Raw genomic sequence first — 15,073 nt, forward strand, 5'->3', positions numbered from 1 at the left:
GCCCGGCATTCTACCCGGCGTCGGCAACCCCGGGGCGCGGGACCCGCTCAGCGCTGGCCGATGAGTTCGATCAGCTGGGCGCGCGGCAGCTTGCCGGTTTCGTTGCGCGGCAACGCATCGACCAGGCGCAACGGCCGGGGCAGGAACACCGGGTCCATGGCATGGCGTAGTGCGTTGAGAACGGCGTCGACGGTCAGCGTGGGGGCAACGACGAGGCCTGCGATACGGCGAATGCCCGCGGCGTCCGCCTCGTCCAGCTGGAACAGCACGCCGTCGCTGACACCGTCGATGGCGAGCAGACGGCGGTTGAGATCGCCCAACGAGGCACGCTTGCCGGCAATCTCGAGCAGATCGGTGTTGCGCCCGCGCAGACGGAAGCGACGCCCCTCGTCGTGCAGCGACACGATGTCGGCCAGCACGATGGGCTCGCCCAATTGGGGCGCGTCGACCAACGTGCCATCGGGCTGCGGATGCAGCACCACATCGTCGTAGAGCTTCCAGTCGTCGTCGATCGCCGTGCGCCGGCTGGCGAAGACGCAGGTTTCGGTAGAACCGAAAACTTCGTACAACGGTGCATCGAAGTGGGATTCGGCCGACCGGGCCAGTTCGACAGGCATCGGTGCCGTGGCCGATACGAACGCGGCCAGTGATGGCAGGCCGACGCCGGATTCGATCAAGGCACGCAGGTGCACCGGTGTCGTCACCAGCACGCGCGGTTCGGGTAGCGAGGCGAGCGCCGTCGCGACGTCCGCCGGGAAGAAGGGCCGACCGGCATGCACGCTGACGTCGGAAAGCAGCGGCATGAGTACGGACATCTCCATGCCGTACATGTGTTGCGGCGGCACCGTGGCCACGACATGGAACGCATCGCCGATCGCGAGCCCGAGCATGCTGGCGTTGCCGGCATTGCTGGCGACGAAGCTGCCCCACGTCTTGAGGTTCGGCTTCGGCTTGCCGGTGGATCCCGAGGTGTAGCCGATGGCGACCACGGCGTCTGCCGGAATGGACGGAATACTCCCTTCGGCGGGCGGTACATCGTCGAGCGCCGGCATGCGCAGGTAACCCGGTGGTGAGGGCGACAGGTCGAGCTCACCGATAGCGTAGGCGCCGGGATGATTCGCCATCACTTCGTCGACGGCGTGGGCGGCACGTGAGGGCGGCAGGAGGTTCGTCTGGCCGCGCAGCACCAGGGCCGTAAACGCGACGAGGAAGGCGTAGCGATCCTCGCAGAGGTTGACCGCGCTCTCGGCGTCGGGAAGCGAGGCCGCCACCTGACGCACGTGGGCCAGGAAGGTCGTCGCTGTGACGGCATGTCCGTCGCGCCAGGCCACGACGCGGGAGAGCGAGCCAACGAGCAACGGCAGCGACGGTGCGCCTGGGCGCCCGGACATCTCGGAATGGACGATCGACAACGGCTGACTCCCCCTCTCAGGCGCGGATGATAGCGCCGCTGAGGGCGTCACGGATGGTGGTGGGTCGCTCCTGCCCGCCCAGCGCGGCCTCGAGCGCGCCATCCAGGCGATCGCCGAAGTAGCGCTCGAGGGTGGCAACGTCCCTTGCGGGCGGTTCACCGTGGGGGTTGGCGCTGGTCGAGACCAGCGGCGCGCCGAAGGCGCGGCACAAGGCCGCCGCAGGCGCGTGCGCGGTCACGCGCAAGGCAATGCCCGCATGCGCGCCAGCGACCCACTCGGGGACCCGCTCGCTACGTGGAAAAATCCAGGTATGCGGCCCGGGCCAGGAGGTCCGAACGTCGGCGAGTACCGCCGCCGGCACGGCGGCGAGATCGATATAGGGTGCGATCTGGTCGAAGTCGGCGGCGATGAGCAGCACGCCTTGTGTCGCCGGCCGTCCCTTCAGCGCGAACAGGCGGTCGAAGGCGGCGCGATGGTGCGGATCGCAGCCGAGGCCATACACGGCCTCGGTGGGATAAGCGAGCACACCACCACCACGCAGGAGCGCGGCGGCAGCGTCGACCGTGGCCGTCGTGTACTGGTGCATGTCAGTCGACGGACGGGGATACCGCCTTGGCGGCCGCGGACTTGGCAGGCGCCTTCTTGGCGGCGGCTTTCTTCACGGCGGTTTTCTTCGCTGCCGTCTTCTTCGTCGCCGCTTTCTTCGTTGCCGTCTTCTTGACCGCCGTCTTCTTTACGGCCGTCTTCTTGGCCGTGGCGTCCTTCGGCGCGGCGGCCTTCTTGGTCGCCGCTTTCTTGGCCGCGGCCTTCTTGGTGGCCGTCTTCTTCGCCGCCTTGCCGCCACGCGGCTTCTTCACCGGCGCGGCCGCCAGGAGCTCGACGCACTCGGGCAGGGTCAGCGTCTTCGGCTCGCGGTCCTTGGGAATGCGCGCGTTCTTCTCGCCGTCGGTGATGTACGGACCGTAGCGACCGTTGAGCACCTGAATGTCGTTGCCGAAGTCGGCGATGATGCGGTTGGCGATGGCCTCGAGCTTCTCCTGCACCAGCTGGAGCGCGCGCGGCAGCTCGATGGTGTACGGATCGTCTTCGGGCTTGAGCGAGGCATACGTGCTGCCCTGCTTCACGAAGGGACCGAAGCGACCGACGCCGACGGTGATGTCCTCACCCGCCTCGGACTGACCGAGGTTGCGCGGCAGCTTGAACAGCTCCATCGCATCCTCGAGCGTGATCGTGTGCATGCTCTGGCCGGGGCGCAGGCTGGCGTAGGTCGGCTTGGCCTCGTCATCCTTGCTGCCGATCTGCGCGTAGGCGCCGTAGCGACCCAGGCGTACCGAGACCGGCTTGCCACTCTTGGGGTCTTCGCCCAGTTCGCGCGCGCCGGTGGCCTCGTTGCGATCGACCGATTCGGTCTTGTCGTCCACCAGGGTCTTGAACGGCAGCCAGAAGCGCTCGAGCAGGGGCACCCAGGCTTCTTCGCCACGACTCACCGCGTCCAGCTCGTCTTCGAGGCGGGCGGTGAAGTCGTAATCCACGTACTGCGCGAAGTGGCCGGAGAGGAACTGGCTCACGGCGCGACCGACGTCGGTCGGACGGAAGCGGCGGCTTTCCAGCAGCACGTACTCACGGCTGAGCAGCACCTGGATGATGCTTGCATACGTGGACGGGCGGCCGATGCCGTATTCCTCGAGCGTCTTGACCAGGCTGGCTTCGGAGAAGCGCGGCGGCGGCTCGGTGAAGTGCTGGTCGGCCACGACGGCAGCGACGGGCACGACATCGCCCTGGGCCAGGCGCGGCAGGCGACGCTGCTCGTCGTCGTCCTCGTTCTTCTGATCCTTGCCTTCCTCGTAGACGGCGAGGAAGCCCGGATCGATCACGGTGGTACCGGTGGCGCGGAATGCCGACTGCTCGACCGGGAACTCCACCGAGACCGTGTTGAGCGTGGCGTGGACCATCTGGCAGGCGACGGTGCGCTTCCAGATCAGTTCGTAAAGCTTGCGCTGGTCGTCGTTGAGGAACGACGCCACGGTGCGCGGCATGTGCATGGCCGAGGTGGGGCGGATCGCCTCATGCGCTTCCTGGGCGTTCTTCGACTTGGACTTGTAGACCTGGACGGCGTCGGGCAAGGCGCCCTTGCCGTATTCGCGCGCGATCAGCTCGCGCAGTTCGGACACGGCGTCGTCGGACAGGGCCACCGAGTCGGTACGCATGTAGCTGATCAGGCCGACGTTGCCCTCGCTACCCAACGACACGCCCTCATAGAGGCCCTGGGCCACGCGCATGGTGCGACTGGTCGAGAAGCCGAGCTTGCGCGCGGCCTCCTGCTGCAACGTGGAGGTGGTGAACGGCGGCGCCGGACGGCGCTTTCGCTCACGGCTGGTCACTTCGCCCACGGTGAACTTGCCGGCGGCAGCCTTCTCCAGCGCCGCGCGTGCGGCCGTGGCATCGGCCTCGTTGGTCAGGTCGAACTGTTCGAACTTCTTGCCGTCGAGCTTGACCAGGCGGGCGTCGAAGTCGCCCTGCGGGTGGGCCATGTTGGCCTGGATGGTCCAGTACTCGCGTGCCGTGAAGGCTTCGATCTCCAGCTCGCGCTCGACGATCATGCGCAGGGCCGGCGACTGCACGCGGCCGGCGGACAGGCCGCGCTGCACCTTGCGCCAGAGCACCGGCGACAGATTGAAGCCGACCAGGTAGTCGAGGGCGCGGCGGGCTTGCTGGGCGTCCACGAGGTCGTGGGACAGCTTGCGCGGGTTGGCCACGGCTTCCTTGATGGCGCGCGGCGTGATCTCGCTGAAGACCACACGCTGGACGTCCTTGCCCTCGAGCAGGCCGCGCTCGCGGAGGATCTCGCTGATGTGCCAGGAGATCGCCTCACCTTCGCGATCCAAGTCGGTCGCGAGATAGATGCTGGACGCCGCCTTGGCCGCCTTGGCGATGGCGTCGACGTGTTTCTCGTTGCGATCGATGACCTCGTAGGCCATGGCGAAGCCGTGATCGGGATCGACCGCGCCCTCCTTCGGTCGCAGGTCGCGCACGTGGCCATACGACGCCAGCACCTGGAAGTCGGGCCCCAGGTACTTGTTGATCGTCTTGGCCTTGGCCGGCGATTCGACGATGAGGAGGTTCTTAGCCATGCGTTAGTCGGTTCCGAAGTCCGTCGGGGCGAGTGAACCCCAGCGTATGTATATATTTAGTTGGAAACATATCGCCGTGACGGCTGTCAAGCGTCGGCGATCAGACCACACGCTGATAGCGGTTCCCGGGCAGGGAGGCAACCTCGCCCTCGAGCTCCAGCATCAGAAGCATCGAAGACAGTGCGCCGGCGGTGAAGCCCGTCGTACCGATCAGGGCGTCCAAAGAGGCGGGATCGTAACCCATGGCGTCGAGGAGGCGGCGATATTCCTCATCCTGGCGCCAGTCGAACGGGCCCGTCTTGCGCCGTCCGACTGCCGTGCCGGCGTCGGATCGTTCCAGGCGTGCCCGCAGTTCGGCACCCAGTTCGACCGCCGCAGGCGCCAGTACGCCTAGAATCTCATCGGCTCGCTGGACCAGGCGCGCACCCTCGGCGATGAGAGCGTGACAGCCTTCGGCGAGCGCATTGTGAATGGATCCCGGCAGGGCAAAGACCTCGCGCCCCTGTTCCCCGGCGACACGGGCCGTGATCAGCGACCCCGATCGCAGCCCCGCTTCGATGACCAGCACGCCCAGACTGAGCCCGGCGATGATCCGGTTGCGCTGGGGAAAGTGGCGCGCGTGCGAAGCCACCCCAGGCGGGTATTCGCTGACGAGGGCGCCGTGAGCCGCGATACGTCGCGCCAGGGCGTGGTGCTTGCGCGGGTAAACCCGGTCGGGACCGGTCCCGATGACCGCGATGGTGGGCTCGCCGGCATCCAGGGCGGCCTCGTGGGCCGCGCCATCGACACCGTCGGCCATCCCGCTGGTGACCAGCAGGCCACCCACGGCGAGCGCTTCGGCGAAGCGCCTGGCGTTGGCCAGACCCGGGGCCTGGGCGCGGCGGGCTCCGACGATGGCAATCTGGGGGCGCAGGAGCAGCGAGGCGTCGCCCTTGACGAAGAGCGCGGCCGGCGGGTCGGGGATGGCCTCGAGCTGAGGCGGGAAATCCTCATCGGTGCAGCGCAGGAGCCGCTGGTCGTCGCCTGCCAGCCAGGCGAGGTCGCGAGCCAGGACGGCTTCGTCCGGAGCGGCAACCCAGGCGCGCCCCTCCGCGCCGAGCGCGTCTCCGTGGCGGGTCAGCCAGCCAAGCAGGGGAGTGGCACCGCCCCGGCTGACCAGGCCCTCGCGGAGGCGACGAGCATTCATGCCCGGGGTACGAAGGAGGATCAGCCACTCGCGGAGGTCGTCGGAATCGATCATCCGGCCAGTGTAGAGGCCCGACCGGCTGCCGGCGGAAGTGGAAACGGCCGCCCAGGGGGCGGCCGTCTCATCGTCACTGCCGGCAAGCCAGCTCCCACCGGAGGTAGGGGCGGGCCTAGGCGGCTTACTCTGGAAGGGTGAGCTTGTCGCCCTTCCTGAGCGGACGCAGCGCATCCATGACCAGGGCGTAGCTGACATGGTCGAAGGTACGGAAGACCATGACGTGGCCACCATACTCATCCGGCAGCTGCACCTTGGGCGAGGTGTCGCGACGCTCGTAGTTGCCGGACACTTCGTCGGGGACCTTGTCGCCCTGGCTCATGACCGTGAACGTCGTGCCGTTGTCGATGCCATCCGCCGTGCCGGCCGAGATGGAGACCACCTGGCGGCTACCGGCACCGCTGAGCGCATCGGTGAAACCGATCAGGCGGGCATCCGCCGGCATCGCCTTGGGCGCGTGCGGGTAGAAGTACGGGTCGTACGGCTTGTCGTCGATCTGCATCAGGCGATCGCCCTTGCGGACTTCGAGCGTCGAATCGACAAGGATCAGGCTGGCGACTTCGCCATTGGTGGCGATGACTTCGGCCGTGCCGATGACGGAAACCTCGACGCCCTGGTCGGTGCCCCGGCCATTGTGGGTGTCGTGGCGAGAATCCTCGCGCCACGGGCCCGGCGCCATGGAGGCGTCGCTGTCGAGTTCGTCGGCGACGAACGAGCCATGCTCACGATTGTTGAGCATGTCGATGTTGCCCGGATCGCCGTCGTGATCGCGGAACCGGTTCGTCGGACGGACGATGGCCCAGCGCTGGCCCGGCCTGGCCGAGTTCAGGTCCTTGGCGTAGATCTTGTTGCCCGGGGTGGCACGCAGGCGGCTTTCTTCGAAGCCGACCAGGTACGGTGCCTGCTCGACCTCGTCCGCGTTCATCACACGCAGTTCCTTGAGGAACATGCGCAGGTCCGCCAGCGGGATGGCCGTGACGGCATCGGCATCGGTACGCACGCGCGGCTGGAGCCCGAGATGGGCGTTACCGCCATTCATCGACAGGTTCAGCACGTCACCCGGGTAGATCAGATGCGGGTTGCGCACCTGTGGGTTGGCCTGCCAGATCTCCGGCCAGAGCCACGGCTTGCTCAGAAAGCGCGCCGAAATGTCCCACAGTGTGTCGCCCTTGCGCACCGTATAGGTGTCCGGGTGATCGGGACGGAGCTGGGCCGCCGCGGCATAAACGGCCACGGTGAAAAACATGCCGCCCAGCAGCATGGCGAACTTCTTGATCATGCGGGATTTCCCCCTTCCCCGGTGCTGTCGCGAGTGTAACTGAATCGTTAACGGGCACAATACGTCCGGATGCTCGCCCGGCCCCTGGTGCGCGCGTAGAATACGGGGCCATCCTACAGGGTCGCGCTGCTTGGATTTCGCCGACTTGCCCGCATTTTTCCAGGCACGACGCGCCACAGTGGCCCGTAAACGTTCAAGGTGACACCGTGTCCACCCTACCTATCCTGGAATTTCCTGACCCGCGCCTGCGCACCGTCGCCGCCCCGGTCACCGTCTTCGACGACGAACTGAAGCAGTTTGTCGCCGATATGTACGAAACCATGTACGCCGCCAACGGCGTCGGCCTGGCTGCCACCCAGGTGAACGTGCACAAGCGCGTCCTGGTGGCGGACATGAGCGACGACCGGAACGAGCCGATGGTGCTGATCAACCCCGAGATTCTCGAGAGGGACGGTCAGCAGGTCTATCAGGAAGGCTGCCTGTCCTTCCCGGGTATCTATGCCGATGTGACCCGCGCCTTGCACGTCAAGGTTCGCGCGCAGGACGCCTCGGGCGCCGAGATCATGGTGGACGTGGAAGGCCCCCTGGCCGTCTGCATCCAGCACGAGATGGATCACCTCGCCGGCAAGGTCTTCGTCGACTACCTCTCGCCGCTCAAGCGCGGGATGCTCCTGAAGCGCATGGACAAGCAGCGCAAGGCAAGCGCCTGAGCGCGCCGGTGCGTCCCTTGCGGGTGGTGTTCGCTGGAACGCCCGACTTCTCCGTTGCCTGCCTCGAGGCCTGCCGCGCCAGCGGCGCCGAGGTCGTGGCCGTCTACACCCAGCCCGATCGCCCCGCCGGACGAGGGCGCAAGCTGGCCGCGAGCCCGGTCAAGGCCGCGGCGATCGCAGCCGGCATCCCCGTGGAGCAGCCGGCATCGTTCAAGGCGGAAGCCGACCGCGATCGCCTTGCCGCCTATGCGCCCGACCTGATGGTCGTGGTGGCGTATGGCCTGATCCTTCCGCGCAAGGTCCTCGCCATTCCGCGGCTGGGCTGCTGGAACGTGCACGCCTCCCTGCTGCCGCGCTGGCGCGGGGCCGCGCCGATCCAGCGGGCCATCCTCGCCGGCGACGACGCCTCCGGCGTCGACCTCATGCAGATGGAGGCGGGCCTGGATACCGGTCCTGTCCTTATCGAGCGACGCACCGCCATCGCGGCGGACGAAACCGGCGGCAGCCTGCACGACCGCCTGTCCGTGCTGGGCGCGGACGCACTCGCGGAAGGACTCCGTCGCACGATGGCCGGCGAGACGCTGGCCGCGCGCGCGCAGCCCGAAGCGGGCGTCGAATACGCCCACAAGCTCGACAAGGCCGAAGCGCGACTCGATTTCGCGCTTGCCGCCCTCGCCCTCGAGCGCAAGGTCCGGGCGTTCAATCCCTGGCCGGTGGCCGAGGCCGATGTCGCCGGCGAGCGCCTGCGCATCTGGTCCGCACGAGCGATCGAGGTGACGCATAGCGCCGAGCCCGGCCAGGTCATCGCCGCCACGCGTGACGGCATCGATATCGCCTGCGCTGTCGGGGCGTTACGCCTCACTACGGTGCAGCGCCCGGGCGGCCGTCCGATCGGTGCCGCCGACTACCTCAACGCCCGGCCGGAACTGAAGCAGGCCGTCTCGTGAACAAACCCATCTCGGTGCGCGCCCTGGCTGCCGAAGCGCTGGCCGATATCGCCCTGTCGGGCCACTCGTTGCGTGAGGTGGCCGACCGCGCCTTCCCCCGCCTTCCCGATTCCCGCGACCGCGCCCTGCTCACCGCCTTGCTCAACGAAGGCGCGCGCTGGTGGCCGCGATACGACGCAGCGATCGACCGTCTTCTGGACAAGTCGATCCGGCGCAACGACCCGAAGATCCATGCGCTCCTCGTCATCGGCCTGATCCAGCTGGAAGTGCTCGAGTTGCCGGCGTATGCGGCCGTCGCGGCCACCGTCGAGGCCGTGCGCGAATTGCGCCGCCCGCGGCTCGCTGGCCTGGTCAATGCGGTATTGCGGCGTTGGCAGCGCGAGCGCGAGACGCTCAATGTCGCTCTGGATGCCACACCGGCGACGCGACATGCGCATCCGGCCTGGCTTGCCGCCGTGATCGCCCGCGACTGGCCCGGACAGGCGGAGGCGATCATGGCTGCGTCCAACGTGGAACCGCCGCTCATGCTTCGCGTCAATCGCAACCGTGCGACCCGCGAAGACGTCGTCGAGCGCCTGACAGGCGCTGACCAGGCCGTCGAGCTTCATCCCTGGCTCGCCGATGGCCTGGTGCTGCCACACAGCACCGATGTCACCCGGCTGCCCGGCTTTGCCCAGGGCGACTTCGCGGTTCAGGACGGCGCTGCCCAGGTACCTGCGGATCTCCTCGGCCTCGCCAACGGCCAGCGTGTGCTCGATGCCTGCGCCGCGCCCGGCGGCAAGGCCTGCCATGCGCTGGAGCGGGCCAATGTGCACCTGGTCGCCGTGGAGTCCGAAGCCAAACGGATCCCGCGCATTCGCCAGAATCTCGAACGCCTCGGCCTGCGGGCGACGGTCGTCACCGGCGACGCCGGCGACGCGTCCGGCTGGTGGGATGGCAAGGCGTTCGACCGGGTCATGATCGATGCCCCCTGCTCGGCGACGGGCGTGATCCGGCGTCGACCGGACGTTCGCCTGCACCGACGCGAGGCCGACATCCCTGCGCTGATCGCGCAGCAGGCACGCATTCTGGCCGCGTGCTGGGAACTGCTCGCCCCGGGCGGCAGCCTGCTGTATGTCACCTGCTCGATCCTCCGGGCAGAAAACGAAGGTGTCGTCGGTGCCTTCGTCGCCGAACGTGCCGATGTGGACCTCGTACCCCTTTCATTGCCCGTGGGTCAGGCAGCCGGCATCGGCTGGCAGATCCTTCCTGGCGAGGGCGACCTCGACGGCATGTACTACGCGTTGCTGCGCAAGCGGTGATGTAACATCTGAGCCAATTCGCATGGAAGTTATGCATGACCGCAGCCACTCCGGCCGCTGATCCCACACGTTCCTGGCGAGCGCTTCTGCTCAGTGCGCTCGTGGCGATCATCCCGATTGCCGTGTCCGTTCCCTGGAAGGCCAAGGCGCTGCCGATCCTGGCGCTGGTGATCACCGGCGCCGTCATGCTGTTCACGCGCGCGGAAACCCGCCTGCGCTACCGGATCGCCTGGGCGATCGTGACCATCTGCGTGCTGCGTTTCGCCTACGCGGTGTTCAATATCGCCTTCCACCGCCTGGGCTGGAACGAACTCGATCTTCCCGCCCAGACGCTGGTATTCCTCGTCACGGCGGCGGCCTTCACCGGACGACTTCACTGGCGTGCCATCTGGACCTTCTTCGCGGTCACCACCCTCATTCTCGGTGGCTCCTGCATCGTCCAGCGCCACGTGTTGGGAGTGGACCGGGCCTATGGAATCAACGGGGGCGACTGGAGCGCGATCGAGTTCACGATGGTCACGCTGTGCATGACCCTGTTCTCGATCATCCGACTGATCCAGCCACGCATTACCCTGGGCGAGCGCTGGCTGCACGGCATCGCCGTCGCCATCGGCGCCTACGGCGCCATCCTGACGCACAGCCGCGGCCCCATGCTGGCCTTCCTGCCGGCCCTGCTCATCGTCATCGCGGTGCACATCCGCCGTACGCGCCAATGGCGTGGCGCCCTGGTCTTCGTGGGCGTGCTCGTCGTCGGCGTCGTGACCGCCACGACCGCCCTCGACCACGAGGTGGTGCGGCGCTTCAGCGAGGTCAGCGGCGAGATGTCCACCTTCAGCAAGGACAACTCGGCCGGTCCGGTGCGCGAGCGCATGGCTATGTGGCAATCCGCCTGGGCGGCCTTCCGTGAGCACCCCCTCGTCGGCGTCGGCGTGGACCAGTTCGGCACGTACACGCGCGCCAGGGTCGCGACTGGCGAGGCGAGCGAATCGATCGCCAAGTACGATCATCCGCATAACGAGTACCTCGAGGCGGCCGCGACCGGTGGCGTGCCGGCGCTTCTCATCGTGCTTCTGTTGTTCGCCTTGCCAGCGATCCACTTCGTCCGGCGCCTGGACGATCGCGACGAATGGACGTCCACGCTCGCCACCGCGGGGCTCGCCGTCATCACGATGTACGTTCTGTCGGCCATGACCGACAACGTGTTCTATCGCGCCATGCCGCATTCGTTCTTCCTCTTTCTAGTGCTCGGCTTCGTCATGGCCACCGCCTTGCCGCCGGCGGATCGGCGCGACGCGCTCGCGGACGCCTGATCGTGCGCATCCACCTGCTCGCCTGGGACAACCAGCGCGGCCTCTCGCACGACATCCGTGTGGTGGAAGATGCGCTGCGCGAACTCGGGCACGAGGTCACGGTGTCCCGGTTAGGTTCGCGCCGGCATGACGGTGCCTGGAAGCTACGCGGCATGCGCCTGCGCATGTGGCTCGGTGCGCCGCGTTTCGACATCAACCTTTCGCTCGAACATGTGCGTCCGGCGAGCTTCGGGCTGGCGCGACGCAACCTGCTCATGCCCAACCCGGAATGGGTGTCCGCGCGCGGCCAGCGCTATCTCGGTCGCTATGACGCCCTGCTGACCAAGACCCATGAGGCGACCCGGATCTTCAGCGCCCTCGGCCTGCGCGCGAGCGAAGTCGGCTTTCGCAGCCGCGACCGTTACGACGCCAGCGTGCCGCGCGACCCCAGTGGGTTTCTCCATGCCGCCGGATCGAGCCAGCTGAAAGGCACCGCGCGGCTGATCGCGGTGTGGAAGCGTCACCCCGAGTGGCCCACGCTCACCGTGCTTCGCGGCGGCCCCACGGCGGACGACGAAGGCGGCGCGACCAACCTGCGCATCGTGCGCGAGCACCTGCCGGATGCCGAAGTGCGCCGGCTGCAGAACGCCTGCGCCTTCCACCTCTGCCTGTCGCAGACGGAAGGCTGGGGGCACTACCTGGTGGAGGCGATGAGCTGCGCCGCGGTCGTGCTGAGCTGTGACGGCGCGCCGATGAACCAGATGATCGACGCCAGCCGCGGCTTGCCCGTGCGGGCATCGGAGGGCGGGCCCTTCCATCTCGCGCGCACCTGGCGGTTCGACGAATCCGCGCTCGAGGAGGCCGTGGCGCGTGCGATCACCATGCCGGCCGCCGAGCGGGAAACGCTCGGCCACAACGCGCGGCGCTGGTACCTCGACAACGAGGCGAGCTTCACGACGCGCCTGGGCGCGGCGCTGGACGCCCTAGGCTGAGGCCGGGCGCTCGTCCAACGGCGGCGTGAAGAACTCCGCCAGATGCTGATCCACACCAAACTCGCAACGAACCAGGCCCAACCGACGCGTTTCGTCGAGGATGCGGTCGTTCGGATTGTCGACGACATTCTTCCGGGTACGGTGATAGAGGTGGGTGGCGAGCGCACTGAAGCGCAGGTCGCGGCGGAGCAGCCCGGCATGGAAAGCACGCGTGACCATTTCGGTATCCTCGCGACCCCAACCCGTCATGCCCTCGTTGAAGCCGTTCAGCGCGAGCAGGTCCTCGCGCCAGAAACCCATGTTGCAACTCTTGATGCCGCGCGTCTTCTGGCTGGGCTTCGCATACCAGCGCGCCAGCGAGGGTATGCGCAGGGTGTGACGGCGACGTTCGATCCCCGGCGTGAAAAAACTGGCGCGGACCGAGCCGTCGGCGAGCATGCGGCGGGTCAGCGCTTCGTCGCTGAGCACGCGTGAGCCCTGCACGTAGCAACCGCGGGTCGCGAACGCCTCGTGGTCGGCGACGAAATGGGGTTCGGCCACCATGTCGCCATCCAGGATGATGACGTAGTCGCCCGTGGCGGCAGCGATCGCACGATTGCGCGCGCGACTCATCCGTGCCCCGTCGTCGGGCTGCCAGAGGTGAACCAGGCGCACGGGGAAGGTCGCGGCCACCCGTTCGATGACACGGCGCGTCTCCCCGGTCGAGCCGTCGTCGGTGACGATGACCTCGTCGGGCAGACGGGTCTGCCGGGCCAGCGACTCGAGCACGCGCTCGAGGGCGGCGGGCCAGTTGTACGTGATGATGGCGACGGTGATGCGCATGGGGGCGAAGGATAACGGGAACGCCTTAACCTTGCCGGTCCGGGCCCACGGGCCGATTCGGTTAGACTTTCCCGATGGCGAGCCTCCCCCTGACCCTTGTAGTGATCACCTATAACGAGGCGCATACGATCGCCCGCTGCCTCGACAGCGTGCCGTTCGCGACCGAGAAAGTGGTGATCGACAGTGGCAGCACCGACGACACGGTGGCGATCGCGCAGGCGCACGGCGCGCGCGTGGTTCACCAGGACTGGCTGGGCTTCGGTCCGCAACGCAACTTCGCCACCACCCAGGCCAGCCACGACTGGCTGATCGCCCTGGACGCCGACGAATTCCTTTCGCCGGAACTCGCCGCCGAGCTGGAAGCGGCCTTGCCGTCGATCCAGGCCAGCCCGGACGCCGCCGTGTTCCTGCGCCGCCGCACCATCTACATGGGCGCACCGATGCGCTGGTACCGGCCGTCGGTCGGCGAGAAGATGGCCCGGCTGTGGCACCGCGACCGCGCGCGCTGGACCGATGCACGCGTGCATGAATCGCTGCGTTTCGATGGCGCCGCGCGGACGCTTCGCGCTCCCTTCGACCACGTGAACAACCCCAGCCTGGTCGAGAAGCAGCTGAAGGTGTTGCGCTATTCCGAATTGAAATGCCGGGACTGGTACGACAAGGGCAAGTCGCCACGCATGTGGCAGACGCCGTTCGTCTTCCTGCTCGCTTTCATCAAGGATTACGTCTTCCGCCTGGCCATGCTCGATGGCTGGCGCGGCTTCATCATCGCCCAGACCGCGGCCAGCTACGCCGTCTACAAACGCATGCGTTACTACGAAATGCAGCACAACCCTGCCTCGCGCGAGTCCGCCGCCACGGCCCTGCACCGTCACGGCCTGGACCGTGGCTCGGAAACCTCCTCATGAAGAAGCACTACCTCCTCTACGGTTCGGAGCGCTATGCGCTGGCCATCCTGCGCCCGCTGCAGGACGCGATCCGCGCACGCGGCGACGAGGCGGCGTGGTTCTTCGACGGTCCCGGTGGCGAAGACCTCGTGGCCGGCGAGACATGGCTGCGCACGACCGAGGAAGTGCGTCATTTCAACCCCATTGCGGTGGTGACCTCGAGCAACGCCGTGCCGCATTTCTTTCCTGGCGTGAAGGTCGAAACCTTCCACGGTTTCAATGCAGGCAAGCCTCGGCACATCTATATCCGCGGCTTTTTCGATCTCTATTGCACCACCGGCCCGAAGGACACCAAGGCGTTCGGCGAGATCGCCGCGCAGATGGGCCACTTCGCGGTGAAGGAAACCGGCTGGCCCAAGCTCGATCCCTTCATGGGCGAGATGGGTGCGCGGCCGGTGCCGCCGGTGCGCCAGCCGCCGGTGATCCTCTACCACTCCACGTTTTCGCCCTCGTGGAGCGCCGCGGAGATTCTTTACGACAAGGTTCGCGAGCTGTCGCGCGACGGCCGCTACCGCTTCATCGTCACCTTCCACCCGAAGATGAACCCGGAAACCACGGCCAAGTACCGCGCCCTGGCCAACGAGCACCTGCGCTTCGCAGACGACGACAACATCCTCGACCTCTTCGGCCAGGTCGACATGATGTGCTCGGATACCTCGTCGGCGCTGAGCGAATTCCTGCTCACGGGCAAGCCGGTCGTGACCTTCAAGAACCGGGCGGCCGGCCCGCAGCTGATCGATATCGACGACCCGGCGCAGTTCGAGCCGGCCATCGAGCGCGCCCTGGCCCGTTCACCGGAACTGATGAAGGCGATCGACGACTTCGGCAGCAGCATTCACCCCTACCGCGACGGCAAGTCCAGCGAACGGGTGCTCGATGCGATCGATCAATTCATTGCCGAAGGTGGGCGTAACCGGCGGCGCAAGCCCCTCAATCTGTGGCGCAAACTGAAGATTCGACGACGCATCGGCTATTGGGGCCCGGCCTGAGGAGCCACGGCGTC

The 15,073-nt window shown here is 67.3% G+C and carries 13 protein-coding genes; 7 read left to right on the plus strand and 6 right to left on the minus strand.

Annotation, left to right across the window (positions count from 1 at the left end):
* Positions 1-47 precede the first annotated feature (47 nt).
* The 5 genes from BJI69_RS05965 to BJI69_RS05985 form a co-directional block, all read right to left on the minus strand.
* Complete coding sequence (locus BJI69_RS05965; RefSeq protein ID WP_046966973.1) at positions 48-1,391, minus strand: AMP-binding protein; 1,344 nt, start codon at positions 1,389-1,391, stop codon at positions 48-50.
* Between the two features lie 37 nt (positions 1,392-1,428).
* Entirely contained in the window at positions 1,429-1,998 is a 570-nt protein-coding gene (tsaC, locus tag BJI69_RS05970; RefSeq protein WP_046966936.1) for an L-threonylcarbamoyladenylate synthase type 1 TsaC, read from the minus strand.
* Position 1,999: 1 nt separating this feature from the next.
* Positions 2,000-4,543 (minus strand): DNA topoisomerase I, encoded by a 2,544-nt coding sequence (locus BJI69_RS05975; protein WP_046966935.1) that lies wholly within the window; start codon positions 4,541-4,543, stop codon positions 2,000-2,002.
* Positions 4,544-4,643: 100 nt separating this feature from the next.
* Complete coding sequence (gene dprA / locus BJI69_RS05980; protein ID WP_046977977.1) at positions 4,644-5,783, minus strand: DNA-processing protein DprA; 1,140 nt, start codon at positions 5,781-5,783, stop codon at positions 4,644-4,646.
* Between the two features lie 124 nt (positions 5,784-5,907).
* Complete coding sequence (locus tag BJI69_RS05985) at positions 5,908-7,062, minus strand: LysM peptidoglycan-binding domain-containing protein (RefSeq protein ID WP_046969000.1); 1,155 nt, start codon at positions 7,060-7,062, stop codon at positions 5,908-5,910.
* 206 nt (positions 7,063-7,268) lie between these two features.
* Here BJI69_RS05985 and def point away from each other — a divergent pair, with 206 nt between their 5' ends.
* From def to BJI69_RS06010, 5 genes are read left to right on the plus strand one after another with little or no spacing between them, the layout of a single operon-like run.
* Complete coding sequence (gene def / locus BJI69_RS05990; RefSeq protein WP_046969001.1) at positions 7,269-7,772, plus strand: peptide deformylase; 504 nt, start codon at positions 7,269-7,271, stop codon at positions 7,770-7,772.
* 17 nt (positions 7,773-7,789) lie between these two features.
* A complete protein-coding gene (fmt, locus tag BJI69_RS05995; protein WP_046969029.1) occupies positions 7,790-8,719 on the plus strand; it encodes a methionyl-tRNA formyltransferase in 930 nt (309 codons plus the stop codon).
* On the plus strand, positions 8,716-10,020 hold the full coding sequence (gene rsmB / locus BJI69_RS06000; protein WP_244465323.1) for a 16S rRNA (cytosine(967)-C(5))-methyltransferase RsmB: 1,305 nt from the start codon (positions 8,716-8,718) through the stop codon (positions 10,018-10,020). Before fmt ends, rsmB begins: the two co-directional genes overlap by 4 nt.
* Positions 10,021-10,055: 35 nt before the next feature.
* Positions 10,056-11,330: an O-antigen ligase family protein gene (locus tag BJI69_RS06005; RefSeq protein ID WP_052767316.1), complete on the plus strand. Its 1,275-nt coding sequence runs from the start codon at positions 10,056-10,058 to the stop codon at positions 11,328-11,330.
* A gap of 2 nt (positions 11,331-11,332) precedes the next feature.
* On the plus strand, positions 11,333-12,301 hold the full coding sequence (locus BJI69_RS06010) for a glycosyltransferase family protein (RefSeq protein ID WP_244465324.1): 969 nt from the start codon (positions 11,333-11,335) through the stop codon (positions 12,299-12,301).
* Here the strand turns inward: BJI69_RS06010 and BJI69_RS06015 are convergent.
* Positions 12,293-13,123, minus strand: a complete 831-nt coding sequence (locus BJI69_RS06015; RefSeq protein ID WP_046969002.1) for a glycosyltransferase family 2 protein — start codon at positions 13,121-13,123, stop codon at positions 12,293-12,295. The genes BJI69_RS06010 and BJI69_RS06015 overlap by 9 nt on opposite strands.
* Before the next feature lie 74 nt (positions 13,124-13,197).
* Here BJI69_RS06015 and BJI69_RS06020 point away from each other — a divergent pair, with 74 nt between their 5' ends.
* Both BJI69_RS06020 and BJI69_RS06025 read left to right on the plus strand, forming a co-directional pair.
* A complete protein-coding gene (locus BJI69_RS06020; protein WP_046969003.1) occupies positions 13,198-14,031 on the plus strand; it encodes a glycosyltransferase family 2 protein in 834 nt (277 codons plus the stop codon).
* Positions 14,028-15,059, plus strand: coding sequence for a CDP-glycerol glycerophosphotransferase family protein (locus BJI69_RS06025; protein WP_046969004.1), 1,032 nt, complete (start codon positions 14,028-14,030; stop codon positions 15,057-15,059). Before BJI69_RS06020 ends, BJI69_RS06025 begins: the two co-directional genes overlap by 4 nt.
* Positions 15,060-15,073: the final 14 nt, after the last annotated feature.

The sequence above is a fragment of the Luteibacter rhizovicinus DSM 16549 genome (genome assembly GCF_001887595.1).
Classification (GTDB): Bacteria; Pseudomonadota; Gammaproteobacteria; order Xanthomonadales; family Rhodanobacteraceae; genus Luteibacter; species Luteibacter rhizovicinus.

What these genes read in the sequence shown, in the direction of transcription:
- BJI69_RS06020 (WP_046969003.1), top strand. Translation starts at nt 13,198, where the DNA reads ATGGCGAGCCTCCCCCTGACCCTTGTAGTGATCACCTATAACGAGGCG.
- BJI69_RS06025 (WP_046969004.1), top strand. Translation starts at nt 14,028, where the DNA reads ATGAAGAAGCACTACCTCCTCTACGGTTCGGAGCGCTATGCGCTGGCC.
- BJI69_RS06005 (WP_052767316.1), top strand. Translation starts at nt 10,056, where the DNA reads ATGACCGCAGCCACTCCGGCCGCTGATCCCACACGTTCCTGGCGAGCG.
- BJI69_RS05965 (WP_046966973.1), bottom strand. Translation starts at nt 1,391, where the DNA reads ATGTCCGGGCGCCCAGGCGCACCGTCGCTGCCGTTGCTCGTTGGCTCG.
- BJI69_RS05985 (WP_046969000.1), bottom strand. Translation starts at nt 7,062, where the DNA reads ATGATCAAGAAGTTCGCCATGCTGCTGGGCGGCATGTTTTTCACCGTG.
- tsaC (WP_046966936.1), bottom strand. Translation starts at nt 1,998, where the DNA reads ATGCACCAGTACACGACGGCCACGGTCGACGCTGCCGCCGCGCTCCTG.
- BJI69_RS05975 (WP_046966935.1), bottom strand. Translation starts at nt 4,543, where the DNA reads ATGGCTAAGAACCTCCTCATCGTCGAATCGCCGGCCAAGGCCAAGACG.
- BJI69_RS06015 (WP_046969002.1), bottom strand. Translation starts at nt 13,123, where the DNA reads ATGCGCATCACCGTCGCCATCATCACGTACAACTGGCCCGCCGCCCTC.
- dprA (WP_046977977.1), bottom strand. Translation starts at nt 5,783, where the DNA reads ATGATCGATTCCGACGACCTCCGCGAGTGGCTGATCCTCCTTCGTACC.